This is a genomic window from Streptomyces sp. NPDC043952 (assembly GCF_056435325.1).
Window position 1 is genome coordinate 121,350 of sequence record NZ_JBWKES010000019.1, and the last position, 15,187, is coordinate 136,536.

The 15,187-nt window shown below is 71.7% G+C and carries 13 protein-coding genes; 8 read left to right on the forward strand and 5 right to left on the reverse strand.

The window, feature by feature from the left end; genetic code table 11:
• Nucleotides 1-101: 101 nt before the first annotated feature.
• Genes tyrS through AC069R_RS22355 form a run of 3 tightly spaced genes read right to left on the reverse strand, consistent with a single transcriptional unit; the run spans nucleotide 102 to nucleotide 4,337 of the window.
• The gene (gene tyrS / locus AC069R_RS22345) at nucleotides 102-1,370 is read right to left on the reverse strand and encodes a tyrosine--tRNA ligase (RefSeq protein ID WP_478768556.1); all 1,269 of its coding nucleotides are present in this window, start codon (nucleotides 1,368-1,370) and stop codon (nucleotides 102-104) included.
• Nucleotides 1,371-1,425: 55 nt separating this feature from the next.
• Nucleotides 1,426-2,817 carry a metallopeptidase TldD-related protein gene (locus AC069R_RS22350; RefSeq protein ID WP_478768557.1) on the reverse strand — a complete coding sequence of 464 codons (1,392 nt, stop codon included), beginning with the start codon at nucleotides 2,815-2,817 and terminating at the stop codon, nucleotides 1,426-1,428.
• The gene (locus AC069R_RS22355; protein ID WP_478768558.1) at nucleotides 2,814-4,337 is read right to left on the reverse strand and encodes a TldD/PmbA family protein; all 1,524 of its coding nucleotides are present in this window, start codon (nucleotides 4,335-4,337) and stop codon (nucleotides 2,814-2,816) included. The genes AC069R_RS22350 and AC069R_RS22355 overlap by 4 nt, the downstream gene beginning before the upstream one ends.
• 251 nt (nucleotides 4,338-4,588) lie before the next feature.
• Between AC069R_RS22355 and fabG the strand changes: the two genes are divergently transcribed.
• The 3 genes from fabG to AC069R_RS22370 all read left to right on the forward strand — a co-directional run bounded on the left by fabG (nucleotide 4,589) and on the right by AC069R_RS22370 (nucleotide 6,651).
• A complete protein-coding gene (gene fabG / locus AC069R_RS22360) occupies nucleotides 4,589-5,293 on the forward strand; it encodes a 3-oxoacyl-[acyl-carrier-protein] reductase (RefSeq protein ID WP_397986623.1) in 705 nt (234 codons plus the stop codon).
• Between the two features lie 5 nt (nucleotides 5,294-5,298).
• Nucleotides 5,299-6,066: an enoyl-ACP reductase FabI gene (fabI, locus tag AC069R_RS22365; RefSeq protein ID WP_397986624.1), complete on the forward strand. Its 768-nt coding sequence runs from the start codon at nucleotides 5,299-5,301 to the stop codon at nucleotides 6,064-6,066.
• 237 nt (nucleotides 6,067-6,303) lie between these two features.
• Nucleotides 6,304-6,651, forward strand: a complete 348-nt coding sequence (locus tag AC069R_RS22370; protein ID WP_478768559.1) for a hypothetical protein — start codon at nucleotides 6,304-6,306, stop codon at nucleotides 6,649-6,651.
• Between the two features lie 27 nt (nucleotides 6,652-6,678).
• Here AC069R_RS22370 and AC069R_RS22375 read toward each other — a convergent pair whose 3' ends face one another.
• Nucleotides 6,679-7,365 (reverse strand): FadR/GntR family transcriptional regulator, encoded by a 687-nt coding sequence (locus AC069R_RS22375; protein ID WP_478768560.1) that lies wholly within the window; start codon nucleotides 7,363-7,365, stop codon nucleotides 6,679-6,681.
• Between the two features lie 91 nt (nucleotides 7,366-7,456).
• Between AC069R_RS22375 and AC069R_RS22380 the strand changes: the two genes are divergently transcribed.
• From AC069R_RS22380 to AC069R_RS22395, 4 genes are all read left to right on the forward strand, one after another.
• Nucleotides 7,457-8,944, forward strand: coding sequence for an MFS transporter (locus AC069R_RS22380; RefSeq protein ID WP_478768561.1), 1,488 nt, complete (start codon nucleotides 7,457-7,459; stop codon nucleotides 8,942-8,944).
• Between the two features lie 43 nt (nucleotides 8,945-8,987).
• Nucleotides 8,988-9,107 (forward strand): SGM_5486 family transporter-associated protein, encoded by a 120-nt coding sequence (locus tag AC069R_RS22385; protein ID WP_478768562.1) that lies wholly within the window; start codon nucleotides 8,988-8,990, stop codon nucleotides 9,105-9,107.
• 462 nt (nucleotides 9,108-9,569) lie between these two features.
• Complete coding sequence (locus AC069R_RS22390; protein ID WP_478768563.1) at nucleotides 9,570-9,776, forward strand: hypothetical protein; 207 nt, start codon at nucleotides 9,570-9,572, stop codon at nucleotides 9,774-9,776.
• A gap of 78 nt (nucleotides 9,777-9,854) precedes the next feature.
• Nucleotides 9,855-10,373, forward strand: coding sequence for a SixA phosphatase family protein (locus tag AC069R_RS22395; protein WP_478768564.1), 519 nt, complete (start codon nucleotides 9,855-9,857; stop codon nucleotides 10,371-10,373).
• Nucleotides 10,374-10,659: 286 nt separating this feature from the next.
• Here the strand turns inward: AC069R_RS22395 and serB are convergent, their stop codons facing one another.
• On the reverse strand, nucleotides 10,660-11,868 hold the full coding sequence (gene serB / locus AC069R_RS22400; RefSeq protein WP_397986631.1) for a phosphoserine phosphatase SerB: 1,209 nt from the start codon (nucleotides 11,866-11,868) through the stop codon (nucleotides 10,660-10,662).
• A 674-nt stretch (nucleotides 11,869-12,542) separates the two neighbouring features.
• Between serB and AC069R_RS22405 the strand changes: the two genes are divergently transcribed.
• Nucleotides 12,543-15,131, forward strand: coding sequence for an FHA domain-containing protein (locus AC069R_RS22405; protein ID WP_478768565.1), 2,589 nt, complete (start codon nucleotides 12,543-12,545; stop codon nucleotides 15,129-15,131).
• Nucleotides 15,132-15,187 lie beyond the last annotated feature (56 nt).

Here is a 15,187-nt window from a genome sequence, read left to right on the forward strand (position 1 = left end):
GTACACGACGAGAAGAACTACCCCCCCCCTCTCCCCCCCCCCCCCCCCCCCCCCCCCCCCCCCCCCCCCCCCCCCCCCCCCCCCCCCCCCCCCCCACCGCACTATCCGGCGACGACCTCCACGGCCGCCAGATTCCGCTTCCCGCGCCGCAGCACCAGCCACCGCCCGTCCAGCAGGTCCTCCGGCGAGGCCACCGCGTTTTCGGAGGTCACCTTGACGTTGTTCACGTAGGCGCCCCCCTCCTTCACGGTCCTGCGCGCCGCGGACTTGCTCGCGACCAGCCCCACCTCGGCGAACAGATCTACCACGGACCCCAGCTCGGCGACCTGGATGTGCGGCACCTCGGACAGCGCCGACGCCAGCGTCCTGCCGTCCAGCTCCGCCAGCTCACCCTGCCCGAACAGCGCCTTCGACGCGGCGATCACCGCGGCCGTCTGCTCGGCTCCGTGCACCAGCGTGGTCAGCTCCTCGGCCAGCGCCCGCTGCGCCGCCCGCGTCTGCGGACGCTCCTCGGTCAGCCGCTCCAGCTCCTCGATCTCCTCGCGGGACTTGAAGCTGAAGATGCGCAGGAACTTGGCGACATCACGGTCGTCCGCGTTGATCCAGAACTGGTAGAACGCGTACGGCGTGGTCATCTCGGGGTCGAGCCAGACCGTGCCGGACTCGGTCTTGCCGAACTTCGTGCCGTCCGCCTTGGTGATCAGCGGGGTGCCCAGCGCGTGCACCACGGCGTCCGGCTCGACCCGGTGGATCAGGTCGGTGCCCGAGGTGAGGTTGCCCCACTGGTCGCTGCCGCCGGTCTGGAGCGTGCAGCCGTACCGCCGGTACAGCTCCAGGAAGTCCATGCCCTGGAGGATCTGGTAGCTGAACTCGGTGTAGCTGATGCCCGCGTCGGAGTTGAGCCGCCGGGAGACGGCCTCCTTGGCGATCATCTTGTTGACCCGGAAGTGCTTGCCGATGTCCCGCAGGAACTCGATGGCCGACAGGCCCTGGGTCCAGTCCAGGTTGTTGACCATCACCGCGGCGTTCGGACCCTCGAAGTCCAGCAGCGGCGCGATCTGGCCGCGCAGCCGCTCGACCCACTCGGCGACGATCTCCGGCGCGTTCAGCGTGCGCTCGGCCGTCGGCTTGGGGTCGCCGATCAGGCCCGTCGCGCCCCCGACCAGGCCCAGCGGGCGGTGGCCCGCCTGCTGGATGCGGCGCATCGTCAGGATCTGCACGAGGTTGCCGAGGTGCAGGCTGGGCGCGGTCGGGTCGAAGCCGCAATAGAACGTGACGGGACCGTCCGCGAACGCCTTGCGCAATGCGTCCTCGTCCGTGGAGAGGGCGATGAGCCCGCGCCACTTCAGTTCGTCGACGATGTCCGTCACGGTTCTCGTGTCTCCTTGAAAATCCCCGGCGGTCGGGTGACAGCCGACTACGAGGTTATACGCCCTGACTGACAGAACTCATGTTGAAATCGGGGACCCGCAGCGGCGGCATCGCGGCCCTGGTGAACCAGTCGCCCCATTCGCGCGGCAGCGTCTTCTCCGTGCGGCCCGCCTCGACGGTGCGCCGCAGCAGCTCCACCGGCGACTCGTTGAACCGGAAGTTGTTCACCTGCCCGGTCACCTCGCCGCCCTCCACCAGGTAGACGCCGTCGCGGGTCAGACCGGTGAGCAGCAGCGTCGCCGGATCGACCTCGCGGATGTACCACAGGCAGGTCAGCAGCAGCCCGCGCTCGGTGTCGGCGACCATCTCGTCCAGGGAGCGGTTGCCGCCGTCCAGGATCAGGTTGTCCGCGGCCGGGGTGACCGGCAGCCCGGTCAGGGCGGCGCTGTGCCGGGTCGTCGTCAGGTTCCGCAGCGTGCCTTGCTCGATCCAGTCGGTGGCCGGCGCCGCGAGCCCGTTGTCGAACACCGACCGGTCGCCGTTCGAGGAGTGGGCGATCACGAAGGGCGCGCACTCCAGGCCCGGCTCGTCCGGGTCGCTGCGCAGGGTCAGCGGCAGCTCGGAGAGCCGCTCGCCGATCCGGGTGCCGCCACCGGGCCGCGAGAAGACCGTACGGCCCTCCGCCGCGTCCCGGCCCGAGGCCGACCACAGCTGGTAGATGAGCAGATCCGCCACCGCGGTCGGCGGCAGCAGCGTCTCGTAGCGGCCCGCGGGCAGCTCCACGCGCCGCTTCGCCCAGCCCAGGCGCACGGCCAGCTCGGCGTCCAGGGCGGCCGGGTCGACGTCCTTGAAGTCCCGCGTGGCCCGCCCGGCCCAGGCGGAGCGGGTGCGGTCCGGCGACTTGGCGTTCAGCTCCAGCGTGCCCGTCGGCTGATCGTGCCGCAGCCGCAGCCCGGTGGAGCTGCCCAGGTAGGTCGAGACCATCTCGTGGTTGGCGAAGCCGTACAGCTCCCGGCCGCCGGCCCGCGCGCGGGCGAAGGCCTCGCCGAGCGCCGGGGCGAAGTCGGCGAACACCGCGGAGGAGGTCTCGGCGGGCGCGTCCGTGAAGTCGGGCGCCGCGGGCACGCCCGCGACCAGCGGCCGCGCGTCCTCGGCCGGACCCGCCCCGCGCGCGGCCTCCTCGGCGGCCCGCACCAGCGGCTCCAGCTCGTCCGCGGTCACCGCGGACCGGGACACCACCCCGGAGGCGGTGCCCTGCCGCCCGTCCACGGTCGCGATCACCGTGAGGCCCCGGCCCCGCGTCACCCCGTTCGTGGTGAGCGCGTTGCCCGCCCAGCGCAGGTTGGCGGTGGAGGTCTCGTCGGCGATGACGACACACCCGTCCGTCCGGGACAGCGCGAGCGCCTGCTCGACGATCTCGTGCGGCTTGTTCGTACGCGCGCTCATCGACCCGCCTCCTGTGTGGTGTTGAGAATGTTTACGCCCCGGAAGAGGGCAGAGGGGCAACCGTGGGAGACCGCGGCCACCTGCCCCGGCTGGGCCTTGCCGCAGTTGAACGCGCCGCCCAGGACGTACGTCCCCGGCCCGCCGACCGCCGCCATCGAACCCCAGAAGTCGGTCGTCGTGGCCTGGTAGGCGACGTCCTTGAGCTGCCCGGCGAGCCGCCCGTTCTCGATCCGGAAGAAGCGCTGCCCGGTGAACTGGAAGTTGTAGCGCTGCATGTCGATCGACCACGAGCGGTCCCCGACCACGTAGATGCCGCGCTCCACGCCCCCGATCAGATCCTCGGTGGACATCCCCGCGGGGTCCGGCAGCAGCGACACGTTGGCCATGCGCTGCACCGGCACATGGGCGGGCGAGTCGGCGTACGCGCACCCGTTGGACCGCTCGAACCCGGTCAGCCGGGCGATCCTGCGGTCCAGCTGGTAGCCGACCAGGGTGCCGTCCTTCACCAGGTCCCAGGACTGCGCCTCGACGCCCTCGTCGTCGTACCCGATGGTGGCCAGGCCGTGCTCGGCGGTGCGGTCGCCGGTGACGTTCATCAGCTCGGAGCCGTACCTGAGCTTGCCCAGCTGGTCGAAGGTGGCGAACGAGGTGCCGGCGTACGCGGCCTCGTAGCCGAGCGCCCGGTCCAGCTCGGTGGCGTGCCCGATGGACTCGTGGATGGTCAGCCACAGGTTGGACGGGTCGACCACCAGGTCGTACAGGCCCGGCTCCACGCTCGGTGCCCGCATCTTCTCGGCCAGCAGCTCGGGGATCCGCGCCAGCTCGTCGTCCCAGTCCCAGCCGGTCCCGGTCAGGTACTCCCAGCCGCGCCCGGCCGGCGGCGCCAGCGTCCGCATGGAGTCGAACTCGCCGCTGGACTCGTCCACCGACACCGCGGTCAGCTCCGGATGCAGCCGCACCCGCTGCTGGGTCGTGACGGTCCCCGCCGTATCGGCGTAGAACTTGTTCTCGTGCACGGTGAGCAGCGAGGCGTCCACATGGCTCACCCCGTCCGCCGCCAGCAGCCGCGCGCTCCAGTCCGCGAGCAGCGCCGCCTTCTCCTCGGCGGGCACGGTGAACGGATCGATCTCGTACGACGACACCCACGTCCTGTCGGCGTGCACCGGCTCGTCCGCCAGCTCCACCCGCTCGTCGGACCCCGCGGCACGGATCACCTGCGCCGACAGCTTCGCCATCGCCACCGCCTGCGAGGCCACCCGCGCCGCCGCGTCCAGCGTCAGATCGACCCCGGAGGCGAAGCCCCACGTCCCGCCGTGCACGACCCGGACCGCGTACCCGAGGTCGGTGGTGTCCGAGGACCCCGCGGGCCGGGCGTCGCGCAGCCGCAGTGCCGCGCTGCGCACCCGCTCGAACCGGAAGTCCGCGTGCTCCGCCCCGAGCGACCGCGCGCGGGCGAGCGCGGCGTCGGCGAGGGACCTGAGCGGAAGCGCCGTGAAGGCTTCGTCGATGGAATGAGGCACGGAGGTCTCCCTGCTGTCGTGGCCTGTGGGCTCCGATCATGGCCTGCGGGCGGCCCCGCGGACCACACCCCTTCCGGACCGGAGCCCCGCGGTTCTGTAGGGACCCGACAGTGACGGTCCCGCGCCACTGTCGGTGCCCGAATGCCCACGGACGCGGCCGTACCGATAGGTTTTCGATGAAGCCGCCTGTCATCCAGGTGTTCGGGCGGGTTGTCGGACCTCTAGCAGACCGCTATCGAAAGGGTGATCCGTTGAGCCGCTCGGTTCTCGTCACCGGAGGAAACCGGGGCATCGGCCTCGCCATCGCCCGCGTTTTCGCCGACGCCGGCGACAAGGTCGCGATCACGTACCGCTCGGGTGAGCCGCCGGCCGGCTTCCTGGCCGTCAAGTGCGACATCACCGACCCCGAGCAGGTGGAGCAGGCCTACAAGGAGATCGAGGACCGGCACGGTCCCGTCGAGGTGCTGGTCGCCAACGCCGGCATCACCAAGGACCAGCTCCTGATGCGCATGTCCGAGGAGGACTTCACCTCGGTCATCGACACCAACCTCACCGGCACCTTCCGCGTCGTCAAGCGCGCCAACCGCGGCATGCTGCGCGCCAAGAAGGGCCGCGTCGTCCTGATCTCCTCCGTGGTCGGCCTGCTCGGCTCGGCGGGGCAGGCGAACTACGCCGCCTCCAAGGCCGCCCTGGTGGGCTTCGCGCGCTCGCTCGCCCGTGAGCTGGGCTCGCGCAACATCACCTTCAACGTCGTCGCACCCGGTTTCGTCGACACCGACATGACCAAGGTGCTCAGCGACGAGCAGCGCCAGGGCATCATGTCGCAGGTGCCGCTCGGCCGTTACGCGCAGCCGGAGGAGATCGCCGCGGCGGTCCGGTTCCTCGCGTCGGACGACGCCTCGTACATCACTGGAGCCGTCATCCCCGTTGACGGCGGACTGGGAATGGGTCACTGATCACCATGAGTGGAATCCTCGAGGGCAAGCGCATCCTGATCACCGGTGTGCTGATGGAGTCCTCCATCGCCTTCCACGCCGCGAAGCAGGCCCAGGAGCAGGGTGCCGAGATCATCCTGACCGCCTTCCCGCGGCCCACCCTGACCGAGCGCATCGCCAAGAAGCTGCCGAAGCCGGCGAAGGTCATCGAGCTGGACGTGACCAACGAGGAGCACCTGGCCCGCCTGGCCGACCTGGTCGGCGAGGAGCTGGGCGGCCTCGACGGCGTCGTGCACTCCATCGGCTTCGCCCCGCAGGACGCGCTCGGCGGCAACTTCCTGAACACGCCGTTCGAGTCCGTGGCCACCGCCATGCACGTCTCGGCGTTCTCCCTGAAGTCGCTCACCATGGCCTGCCTGCCGCTGATGCAGAACGGCGGCTCGGTCGTCGGCCTCACCTTCGACGCCCAGTTCGCCTGGCCGCAGTACGACTGGATGGGCCCGGCCAAGGCCGCCCTGGAGGCGACCAACCGCTACATGGCGCGCGACCTGGGCAAGCAGAACATCCGCTGCAACCTCATCTCCGCGGGCCCGATCGGCTCCATGGCCGCCAAGTCCATTCCGGGCTTCAGCGACCTGGCCGCCGTCTGGGACAGCCGCTCCCCGCTGGAGTGGGACCTGAAGGACCCGGAGCCGGCCGGCAAGGGCGTCGTCGCCCTGCTCAGCGACTGGTTCCCGAAGACCACCGGCGAGATCATCCACGTGGACGGCGGTCTGCACGCCATCGGCGCCTGAGCGCTCACACCCGGCTGAAACCCGCCGCACGCCAACACGGCGAGGCCCGCACTCCGCACACGGGGGCGCGGGCCTCGCCGTACCGGCGCCGTCCGCCGTGCTGCCCCGCGGTGGTGCCCGGCGCCCTCACCCGTTCGGCTCACCGGCCGGGCGGGCCGCCCCACGCGCGGCGCACCCTGAAGACGCGCGCGTTCCTCCGGCGCATCCCTTAGCAGCCCGGCCGAGGAGGTCCCCCTTGTGCGCTCGTCCCGCTGCCTGGCCCCGCTGACCCTCGCCGCCGCCCTCGTACTCGCCCTGCCGTACGACGCGACGCCCCACGCGCGCGCGAGCGCGGGACCGCCCGCGCCGAGCCTGTTCGGGGCCGCCTGCCGGACCGCGGTGAACGGCTCCCATGTGGTGGCGTACTGCCACAACCCCTATGCCGACACCGACCGGCTACGCCTGCACATCGAGTGCGCCCGCTGGTGGGACATCGACACTGACAGCGCGCCGGTGGACGCCGAGCCCGCCCTGACGGTACGGCTCACCGGGCGCTGCTGGAAGGAGGTCGGCTCGGCGTGGATCAGCCACCAGAAGGTGCGCTGAACCGGGCCGCCGGCCGCTACGGGGCCGTCAGCCGGTGACGGGCCGTCCCAGGGGGCGGCACTGGAAGGGGTAGCCCGCCGCCTCCCTGGCCGCCGCCTCGGTGTCGCCCGTACGGATCGCGTCCACCAGGCGGGTGTGGTCCATGTGCGCCTCCGGCGTCAGCTCGGCGCCCACGTCCGCGCGCAGCGCGTCCCGCAGCAGCTCGCCCAGGTCGGCGTACACCGCCGTCATGACCTCGTTGTGGGACGCGCCCACCACGGCCAGGTGGAAGGTGGCGTCCGCGGCCACGAAGGCCTCCGCCTCGCCGCTCTCCCAGGCCTCCTCGCGGCGCAGCAGCAGCGCGTCCAGCTGCTTGAGGTCCTTCTCGGTGCGCCGTTCGGCGGCGAGCTTGGCCGCGGCCGACTCCAGCGTGGAGCGCAGCTCGGCGATGTGCCGGGGGTCCGCTTCGGCGAACCGGCGGTGCATGACGCCGGCCAGCTCGCTGGTCGCCACCACATAGGTGCCCGAGCCCTGCCGGATGTCCAGCAGCCCGTTGTGGGCGAGCGCGCGCACGGCCTCGCGGACCGTGTTGCGGGCGACGCCGAGCTGCTCGACCAGTTCGGGCTCGGTGGGGATACGGGAACCGACCGGCCACTCGCCGGTGGCGATCTGGTTGCGCAGTTCGGCGATCACCTGCTCGGAGAGGGCCGAACGGCGCGGGTGGCTCAGAGGCATGGCACACCTTCGCACGACAGACCGGGGCGTGCACGCTCCGGGAGCTCCAGGAATGGACAACGAATCATCCTATGATTCTATGATGGGTCTCATGGCTAGTGAGGAAACCCGGACAGTGGACACCCGTACGGCGATGTCACCGACCGAACGCGACACGTCCGCCACGGCGGGCCTACCCGAGACGACCCTGGAGACGGGCCCCGCGCGCACGTGGGCGACCCGCCTGGTGGTCGCCGGCATCGTGCTGTCCGCGGTCAACCTCCGCCCGGCCATCACCAGCCTCGGCGCCCTCCTGGAGGAGGTCCGCGACGGGCTCGGCATGAGCGGCAGCGTGGCCGGACTGCTCACCTCCGTGCCCCCGCTGTGCTTCGCCGTCTTCGGCGTGATGGCACCCCGCCTGGCGCGCCGCTTCGGACCGGCCGCCGTGGTGTGCGCCGGCATGGCCGCGATCTGCGCGGGCCTGCTGCTACGGCCGTACGTCGGCGGCACCGCCGGGTTCCTGGCCGCCAGCGCGCTCGCCCTGATGGGCATCGCCGTCAGCAACGTGCTGATGCCGGTCATCGTCAAGCGCTGGTTCCCCGACCGGGTCGGCTCCATGACCGGCCTGTACTCGATGGTCCTCGCGCTCGGCACCGCCCTGCCGGCCGCGGTGACGGTCCCGCTGACCCACGCCATGGGCGGGAACTGGAAGCCGGGGCTCGCGGTGTGGGCGGTGCTCGCGGCGGTGGCGGTGGTGCCGTGGGTGCCGCTGGTGCGGGACGGCCGAGCGGGCGGGGAAGGCCGAGAAGGCCGGGCGGGCCGGGGTGGCTCCGGGCGGGGGAAGGGTGCTTCTGCGGCTTCCGCGGCGTCTGAGGCTTCTGAGGTTTCCGCGGGGGCGTCCGGTTCGGCGCGGGGCGCGGAGGCGGTGTCGACGTCGGCGTCGGTGTCGACGCCGGTGTCGACGTCGGCAGCGGCGCCGGTGACCGCGCGGGCCGCCGAGGCAGGGCCCCCGCTGCGGATCACCCGCAGCCGTACCGCCTGGGCGCTCGCCGTCTTCTTCGGCCTCCAGGCCACCGCCGCCTACATCACCATGGGCTGGATGCCGCAGATCTTCCGGGACGCGGGCGTGTCCGCCGGCACCGCGGGTCTGCTGCTCGCCGTCACGATGGTGATGGGCGTGCCGCTGGCCTTCGTCATCCCGCGGATCGCCGCCCGGCTGCCTCACCAGGGCCCGATCGTGCTGGCCCTGGGCCTGTGCGGGCTCGCCGGATACGCCGGCCTGTACCTCGCCCCGGCCGCCGGAGCCTGGGCCTGGGCGCTGCTGCTCGGCATCGCGAACTGCGCCTTCCCGCTCGCCCTGACGATGGTCGGCATGCGTGCCCGCAGCGGTCCCGGCGTGGCCCAGCTGTCGGCGTTCGCGCAGAGCACCGGGTATCTGATCTCCATCCCCGGCCCGCTGCTGGTCGGCGTGCTCTACCAGCACAGCGGCGGCTGGGGGCTGCCGATCGCCCTGATGGCGGGCCTCATGGTGCCTCAGATCGCGGTGGGCTTCCTGGCGGGCCGCGACCGCACGGTGGAGGACGAGGCCGCGGCGCGCTGACCCCCGCGCACGGCCGCCGGGGGAGGGGTGCGAGACTGGGCGCATGCAGCCTGTGCTCGACCCGAATCCGCGAAACGGCCAGAAGAAGATGCTGCTTGTCTTCGGCTCCTTCTTCGCGATCTTCATCATCATCGCCATCGTCGCGACCATCGTCTCGCCGTGACGCGACGCGACGCGCCGCGAGCCGCTGACGCGGCCGTCGCGTGACGTCGCCCGCAGCGCGGTGGTGGCGTCGCCCGTCGCGTGACGCCCGTCGCCGCGTGGCCTCGTCCGTCGCCCGCCGCGGGGCATCCCTCGCCGCGCGACGCCGCCCGTCGTGCGCCCGTGGCATCGCCCGCTGCGCACCAGCGACGCCGCGCACCGGTGACGCTGCACGCGTGACGCCGCGCCCGGTGAGGCCGCCCACCCGCGACCCCGCGCGCCGCGCGCCCGTGACGCGCCCGGTCGGCCCCCGCCACCAGGCGTTTCCGGTGGATGGTGGTGCTGGCCCCCCTGTCCCCTAGGGGGTAAGGCTCAGGGGTAACTGGGTGGAAAACCGGATGGGTTGGCGGGCGCGGATTCCGTACCTTCGAGTGGTGACCGCAGGGGGCGGTCACACGAACGCTCGAGGACCACGGAGGCGACCATGCCCGCCCGCACCCACTTCCGGACCCACCCGGCGACCACGGGCGGCGTCGACATGCGGCTGCCCTGGTGGGCCCTCGCGCTGCCCGTGCTCGCCTTCGGCACCCTGTTCCTGCTGATACTGAAACCCTCGGACGCGCACGCGGCGAGCGCGGACCCGGCGATAGCCCACCTCGTCGAGCGCGCACAGCAACTGCTCAGGCACTGACCAGGAGCCGCCTCGCATGGTGAATTCGCATGTCAACTCCCTGCGCCCCGTGGCCTGTTTCATGCGAAGCTGGGACGCATGAGCGTCGCAGAACCCCGCAGGATCGCCGTTTTCCGGCATGCGAAAGCCGACTGGCCCCAGGTCTCCGACCATGAGCGCCCGCTCGCCGAGCGGGGCCGCATGGACGCGGCCGTCGCCGGGCGCAGACTGAGCGACTCCGGCCTCGCCTTCGACCTGGCCCTGTGCTCCACCGCGACCCGCACCCGCGAGACCTGGAAGCTCGCCGTGCACGAACTGGACCACCGGCCGAAGACCGTTTACGAGGAGCGGGTCTACGAAGCCTCACCGGGTCAGCTGATCGCGCTCTTGAACGAGGTGCCGGACGACGTGGGCAACCTGATCCTGATCGGCCACAACCCCGGCGTTCACGGCCTCGCCGAGATCCTGGCCGGCTCGACCGACGGGGACGCCCGTGAGCGGATGACCCGCCGCGGCTTCCCGGCCGCCGCCTTCGCCGTGCTCTCCTTCGAGGGCTCGTGGAAGGGCCTGGAGCCGGGCGTGGCCACACTGACGGATTACTGGGCGCCCTCGGAGTGAGGTGACACCGGGACCCGGCTCGGTTCACGGGTACGCGGCTCGGTCACGGGCACCGGCTCGGTCACGGGCATCGACCTGGTCACGGGCGCCGGCCCGGATACGGCGCACCGCCCAGACACGGCGAAGGCCCAGACACGGCGAAGGCCCGGACACGGCGCGGGCCCGGCGCCGCGAGCCAGCCGGGCCTGGCCACCTCCGGGAAGCGGGCGGCCGCTCCTTAGCCGTGTGCCGTCAGCCGTCACTCCCGCAGCGCACTCCCACAGCGTCACTCCCGCAGGAGGCCGCCTCAGCCCTCGTCGTGGGTGTCGGCCGCCTCGACCTCTTCGCGGGTGATGCCGAGGAGGTAGAGGACCGTGTCGAGGAAGGGGAAGTTCACGGCCGTGTGCGCGGCCTCGCGCACCACGGGCTTGGCGTTGAAGGCGACGCCGAGACCGGCCGCGTTCAGCATGTCGAGGTCGTTGGCGCCGTCACCGATCGCCACCGTCTGCACCAGCGGCACCCCGGCCTCCGCGGCGAACCGGCGCAGCAGCCGCGCCTTGCCCGCGCGGTCCACGATCTCGCCGGTGACCCGGCCGGTCAGCCTGCCGTCGACGATCTCCAGCGTGTTGGCCTGGGCGAAGTCGAGGCCGAGGCGTTCCTTGAGGTCGTCGGTGACCTGGGTGAAGCCGCCGGAGACCACGCCGACCTGGTAGCCGAGCCGCTTCAGGGTGCGGATCAGGGTGCGGGCGCCGGGGGTCAGCCGGATCTCGTTGCGCACCTTCTCGACCACGGAGGCGTCGAGGCCGGCCAGCAGGGCGACACGGGCGTGCAGCGACTGCTCGAAGTCCAGCTCGCCGCGCATCGCCGCGGCGGTCACCTCGGCGACCTTGTCCTCGCAGCCGGCGTGGGCGGCGAAGAGCTCGATCACCTCGTCCTGGATGAGGGTGGAGTCCACGTCCATGACCACGAGACGCTGCGCGCGCCGGTGCAGGCCCGCGGAGACGACCGCGATGTCCACACCGAGCGCCCCGGCGTCCGAGGCGAGCGCGGTGCGCAGGGGCTCGGTCTCCACACCGGAGACCGCGAACTCCACCGCGGTCACCGGGTACTTGGCGAGCCGGAAGATACGGTCGATGTTGCCGCCGGCCTTCGCGATGCGGGCGGCGATGGCGGCCGTCGACTCGGCGGTGAGCGGATGGCCGAGGACGGTCACCAGGGAGCGCCCGAGGCCGCGCGGACGGTTGTCGCCGTGGCCCGAGATGATCTCCGCCTGCATCTTCATCGACTCGGCCCAGCTGTGCACGGTGGCCCGCAGATCACCCTCGATGCCGGCCGGCGGCTGGCTCACCAGCGCGCACAGCACCAGGCGTCCCCGCGTGACGACCTGCTCGATGTCGACCACGTCGACGGAGTACGCGGCGAGGGTGTCGAAGAGTCCGGCCGTGATGCCCGGCCGGTCCTTGCCGAAGATCTTGACGAGGAGAGTGGGGACCTCGGGGGTCTGCGCAGCAGTCATGGTCTCACCACCGTATCCGGCACCCAGTGCCGTGCGCCGCCGAGGTCCGCCTGACGGACACGGAACAATGGGTGGCGTCCCGGCATCAAGGATCTTGCCAACAGCTTCCCCCGAGGTCATCACCGCCGCGACCGGGGACACCGCGCCGTGACCTGTTCCGGCCCGCACCGGGGGCGCGCTGCCTGTGCCGCCGGCGGCGTGGAGGCGTCGGCGGCCCGCGTCCGTCGCGTCCGTCCTCGGGCATCCCCCGAGAGGGATCCGTGCCGGCCCGTCGCCTGGACCCCCGCCCGGCCCCCTCCCACCGTCACCCCCACGGCACCGTCACCGCCCTCTCCGGCCAACCCGCCCCTTCCCCCTCCTCCCGTACAGCCCCGCCTCCTCCCGTACAACCCCGCCGCCCGCTGCCCTGCCCGTGCGTGAACCGCCGTACCCCCGCCGCCCCTTGCGCCCCCGCCCCGCCGCAAGTGCACCGGCCGGGCGCCAACTCCCGCCGTGGGCCCCACTTATCCCCCTCGTCTGAATTGCCGTTGTCCGGCTGGAGCGCCTGATGGCGATGCGCGCAAGGCCTGGGTTTTGGTCAGAGGGGTGGGCCTGAAATAGTTCCCCACGATGTTCGACATCCCTAGACTCCCTGCGACGGGGGAAATTCGGGGGACAACTCAGTGGGGCATGGAGTGCCGGAACTCGTACTGGAAACAAACGGACGTACCTGGACGCTCGACCCGTCCAGGCCTTACACCCTCGGCAGAGATCCGCAGGGTGACATCGTGTTCGACGACGCCAGGGTCTCCTGGCGGCACGCCACGGTCAGCTTCGACGGCCGCGGTTGGGTCATCGAGGACCACGGCAGCACCAACGGCACCTACCTCCAGGGTCAGCGGATCCAGCGGACGGAGATAGGTCCGGGGACGTCGCTGCACCTCGGCAACGCGACGGACGGACCGCGGCTGGATCTCACCGGTGCCGCCGTCGGTCAGGCGCAGCAGGCGCAACAGGCACAGCGGGCGCCGTACGCGGCGGCCCCCGCGGGATGGGCCCAGCAGGCGGCCCCCCAGCAGGCACCCGCCCCGCAACCCGGCTGGGCGCAGGCACAGCCGGCCCAGCAGCCGGCTCAACAGGCAGCTCAGCAGGCAGCTCAGCAGCCTGCCCAGCAGGCGGGCTTCCCGCAGCAGAAGGACGCGCAGTCCGGTGCCTTCGCGCAGCAGGCCGGGCCGGGGGCGCCCGCGCACGGGGACCGCAGCCCGACGACGTTCCACCAGTTCTCCCTCGGCCGCGTCATGCGCATCGGCCGCGCCCTGGAGAACGAGCTGGTCGTCTCCGACCTCCAGGTCTCGCGCCACCACGCCGAGTTCCACTCGACACCCGACGGCCGCTTCGAGATCCGCGACCTCGGCTCGCACAACGGCACGTACGTCAACGGCCACCCGGTGCCCAAGGGCGGCTCGGTGCAGCTCGGCCCGGCCGACATCGTCGGCGTCGGCCACTCCACCTTCCGTATCGTCGGCGACCGGCTCGAGGAGTTCGTCGACACCGGTGAGGTCTCCTTCTCCGCGCGCCATCTGACCGTCACCGTCGACGGCGGCAAGCAGATCCTCAAGGACGTCTCCTTCGGCGTCCCGGAGAAGTCCCTGATCGCGGTCATCGGCCCCTCGGGCTCCGGCAAGTCCACCCTGCTGAAGGCGCTCACCGGCTACCGGCCCGCCAACCAGGGCGAGGTGCTGTACGACAACCGCAACCTGTACAAGCAGTTCGCGGAGCTGCGCCAGCGCATCGGCCTGGTCCCGCAGGACGACATCCTGCACAAGGAACTCAGCGTCAAGAAGGCCCTGAAGTACGCGGCCAAGCTGCGCTTCCCCGCCGACACCACCGCCCAGGAGCGCGACGCCCGCATCGACGAGGTGCTGCGCGAGCTGAAGCTGGACATCCACAAGGACAAGAAAGTCACGTCCCTGTCCGGCGGTCAGCGCAAGCGTGTCTCGGTGGCCCTGGAGCTGCTGACCAAGCCGTCGCTGATCTTCCTGGACGAGCCGACCTCCGGCCTCGACCCCGGCATGGACCGCGATGTCATGCAGCTGCTGCGCGGCCTGGCCGACGACGGCCGCACCGTGCTCGTCGTCACCCACTCGGTGGCCGAGCTGGCGCTGTGCGACAAGCTGCTGGTGATGGCGCCGGGCGGCGCGGTGGCCTACTTCGGCCCGCCGGAGGAGGCGCTGAACTTCTTCGGCTACGACAGCTGGGCCGACGTCTTCTCCGCCTTCGAGAACTACCGCGACTACGACTGGGCGGGCCGCTGGAAGGGCTCGCAGCACTACCAGCTGTACGCCGCGGACTTCGACACCGTCGCCCCGCAGCAGGCGGCGTACATGCCACCGCCCGCGGCGATCAAGCCGCCCAAGCCGCAGGCGTGGGGCTCCCAGCTGCTGACCCTGATCCGGCGCTATGTGTCGGTCATCGTCTCCGACAAGGGCTTCCTCGCGCTGACGGTGATCCTGCCGGCGGTCCTCGGCTCGGTCAGCCTGCTGATGAAGCCCGACCGGGGTCTGCTGGTCAACCCGGCGGTGGATCCGCGCACCGGCCTGCACGTGCCCAACGGCACCGCCACCACCGTGCTGCTGATCCTCGCGGTGGGCGCCTGCTTCGCCGGCGCCGCGAACTCTGTGCGCGAGCTGATCAAGGAACGGGTGATCTACGAGCGGGAGCGGGCGACCGGCCTGTCCCGGTCGGCCTACCTGATGTCCAAGGTGGTCGTGCTCGGCGCCGTCACCGTGCTCCAGGGCCTGCTGGTCGGCCTGATCGGCTTCTCGCCCCGCACGATCCCGGACCAGGGCGTGATCCTCGGCGGTTCGACCCTGTTCGAGCTGTGCCTGCCGATCATGGCGCTGGGCTTCACCTCGATGATGGTCGGCCTGGTGATCTCCTCGCTGGTGAAGACCGCCGAGAAGACCATGCCGCTGCTGGTGATGTTCGCGATCGTCCAGGTCGTCTTCACCGGCTGCCTGTTCACCCTGCACGGCACGCTCGGCGTCAACGAGCTCTCGTACCTGATGCCCTCGCGCTGGGCGGTGGGCGCGGCCGGCACCACGTTGGACCTGAACAACATCGCCCCCAACGGCGACGATCCGGGCAGCACCGACCCGCTGTGGAACCACACGGCCGGGGCCTGGACCCTGGACATGATCGCGTTGCTCGCGCTGGGCGCGGTCTGCGGCTTCCTCGTGTCCCGCTTCCTGCGCCGGCACGAGCCGGAGGTCATGCGCAAGTAGCGTTCCCGGTACGTCACGAAGGGCGGCACCCCGTGGTGGGGTGCCGCCCTTCGGCG

Coding starts and splice junctions, on each gene's coding strand:
- AC069R_RS22350 (WP_478768557.1), bottom strand. CDS start 2,817: ATGAGCGCGCGTACGAACAAGCCGCACGAGATCGTCGAGCAGGCGCTC.
- fabI (WP_397986624.1), top strand. CDS start 5,299: ATGAGTGGAATCCTCGAGGGCAAGCGCATCCTGATCACCGGTGTGCTG.
- AC069R_RS22375 (WP_478768560.1), bottom strand. CDS start 7,365: ATGCCTCTGAGCCACCCGCGCCGTTCGGCCCTCTCCGAGCAGGTGATC.
- AC069R_RS22380 (WP_478768561.1), top strand. CDS start 7,457: ATGGCTAGTGAGGAAACCCGGACAGTGGACACCCGTACGGCGATGTCA.
- AC069R_RS22385 (WP_478768562.1), top strand. CDS start 8,988: ATGCAGCCTGTGCTCGACCCGAATCCGCGAAACGGCCAGAAGAAGATG.
- AC069R_RS22390 (WP_478768563.1), top strand. CDS start 9,570: ATGCCCGCCCGCACCCACTTCCGGACCCACCCGGCGACCACGGGCGGC.
- AC069R_RS22395 (WP_478768564.1), top strand. CDS start 9,855: ATGAGCGTCGCAGAACCCCGCAGGATCGCCGTTTTCCGGCATGCGAAA.
- serB (WP_397986631.1), bottom strand. CDS start 11,868: ATGACTGCTGCGCAGACCCCCGAGGTCCCCACTCTCCTCGTCAAGATC.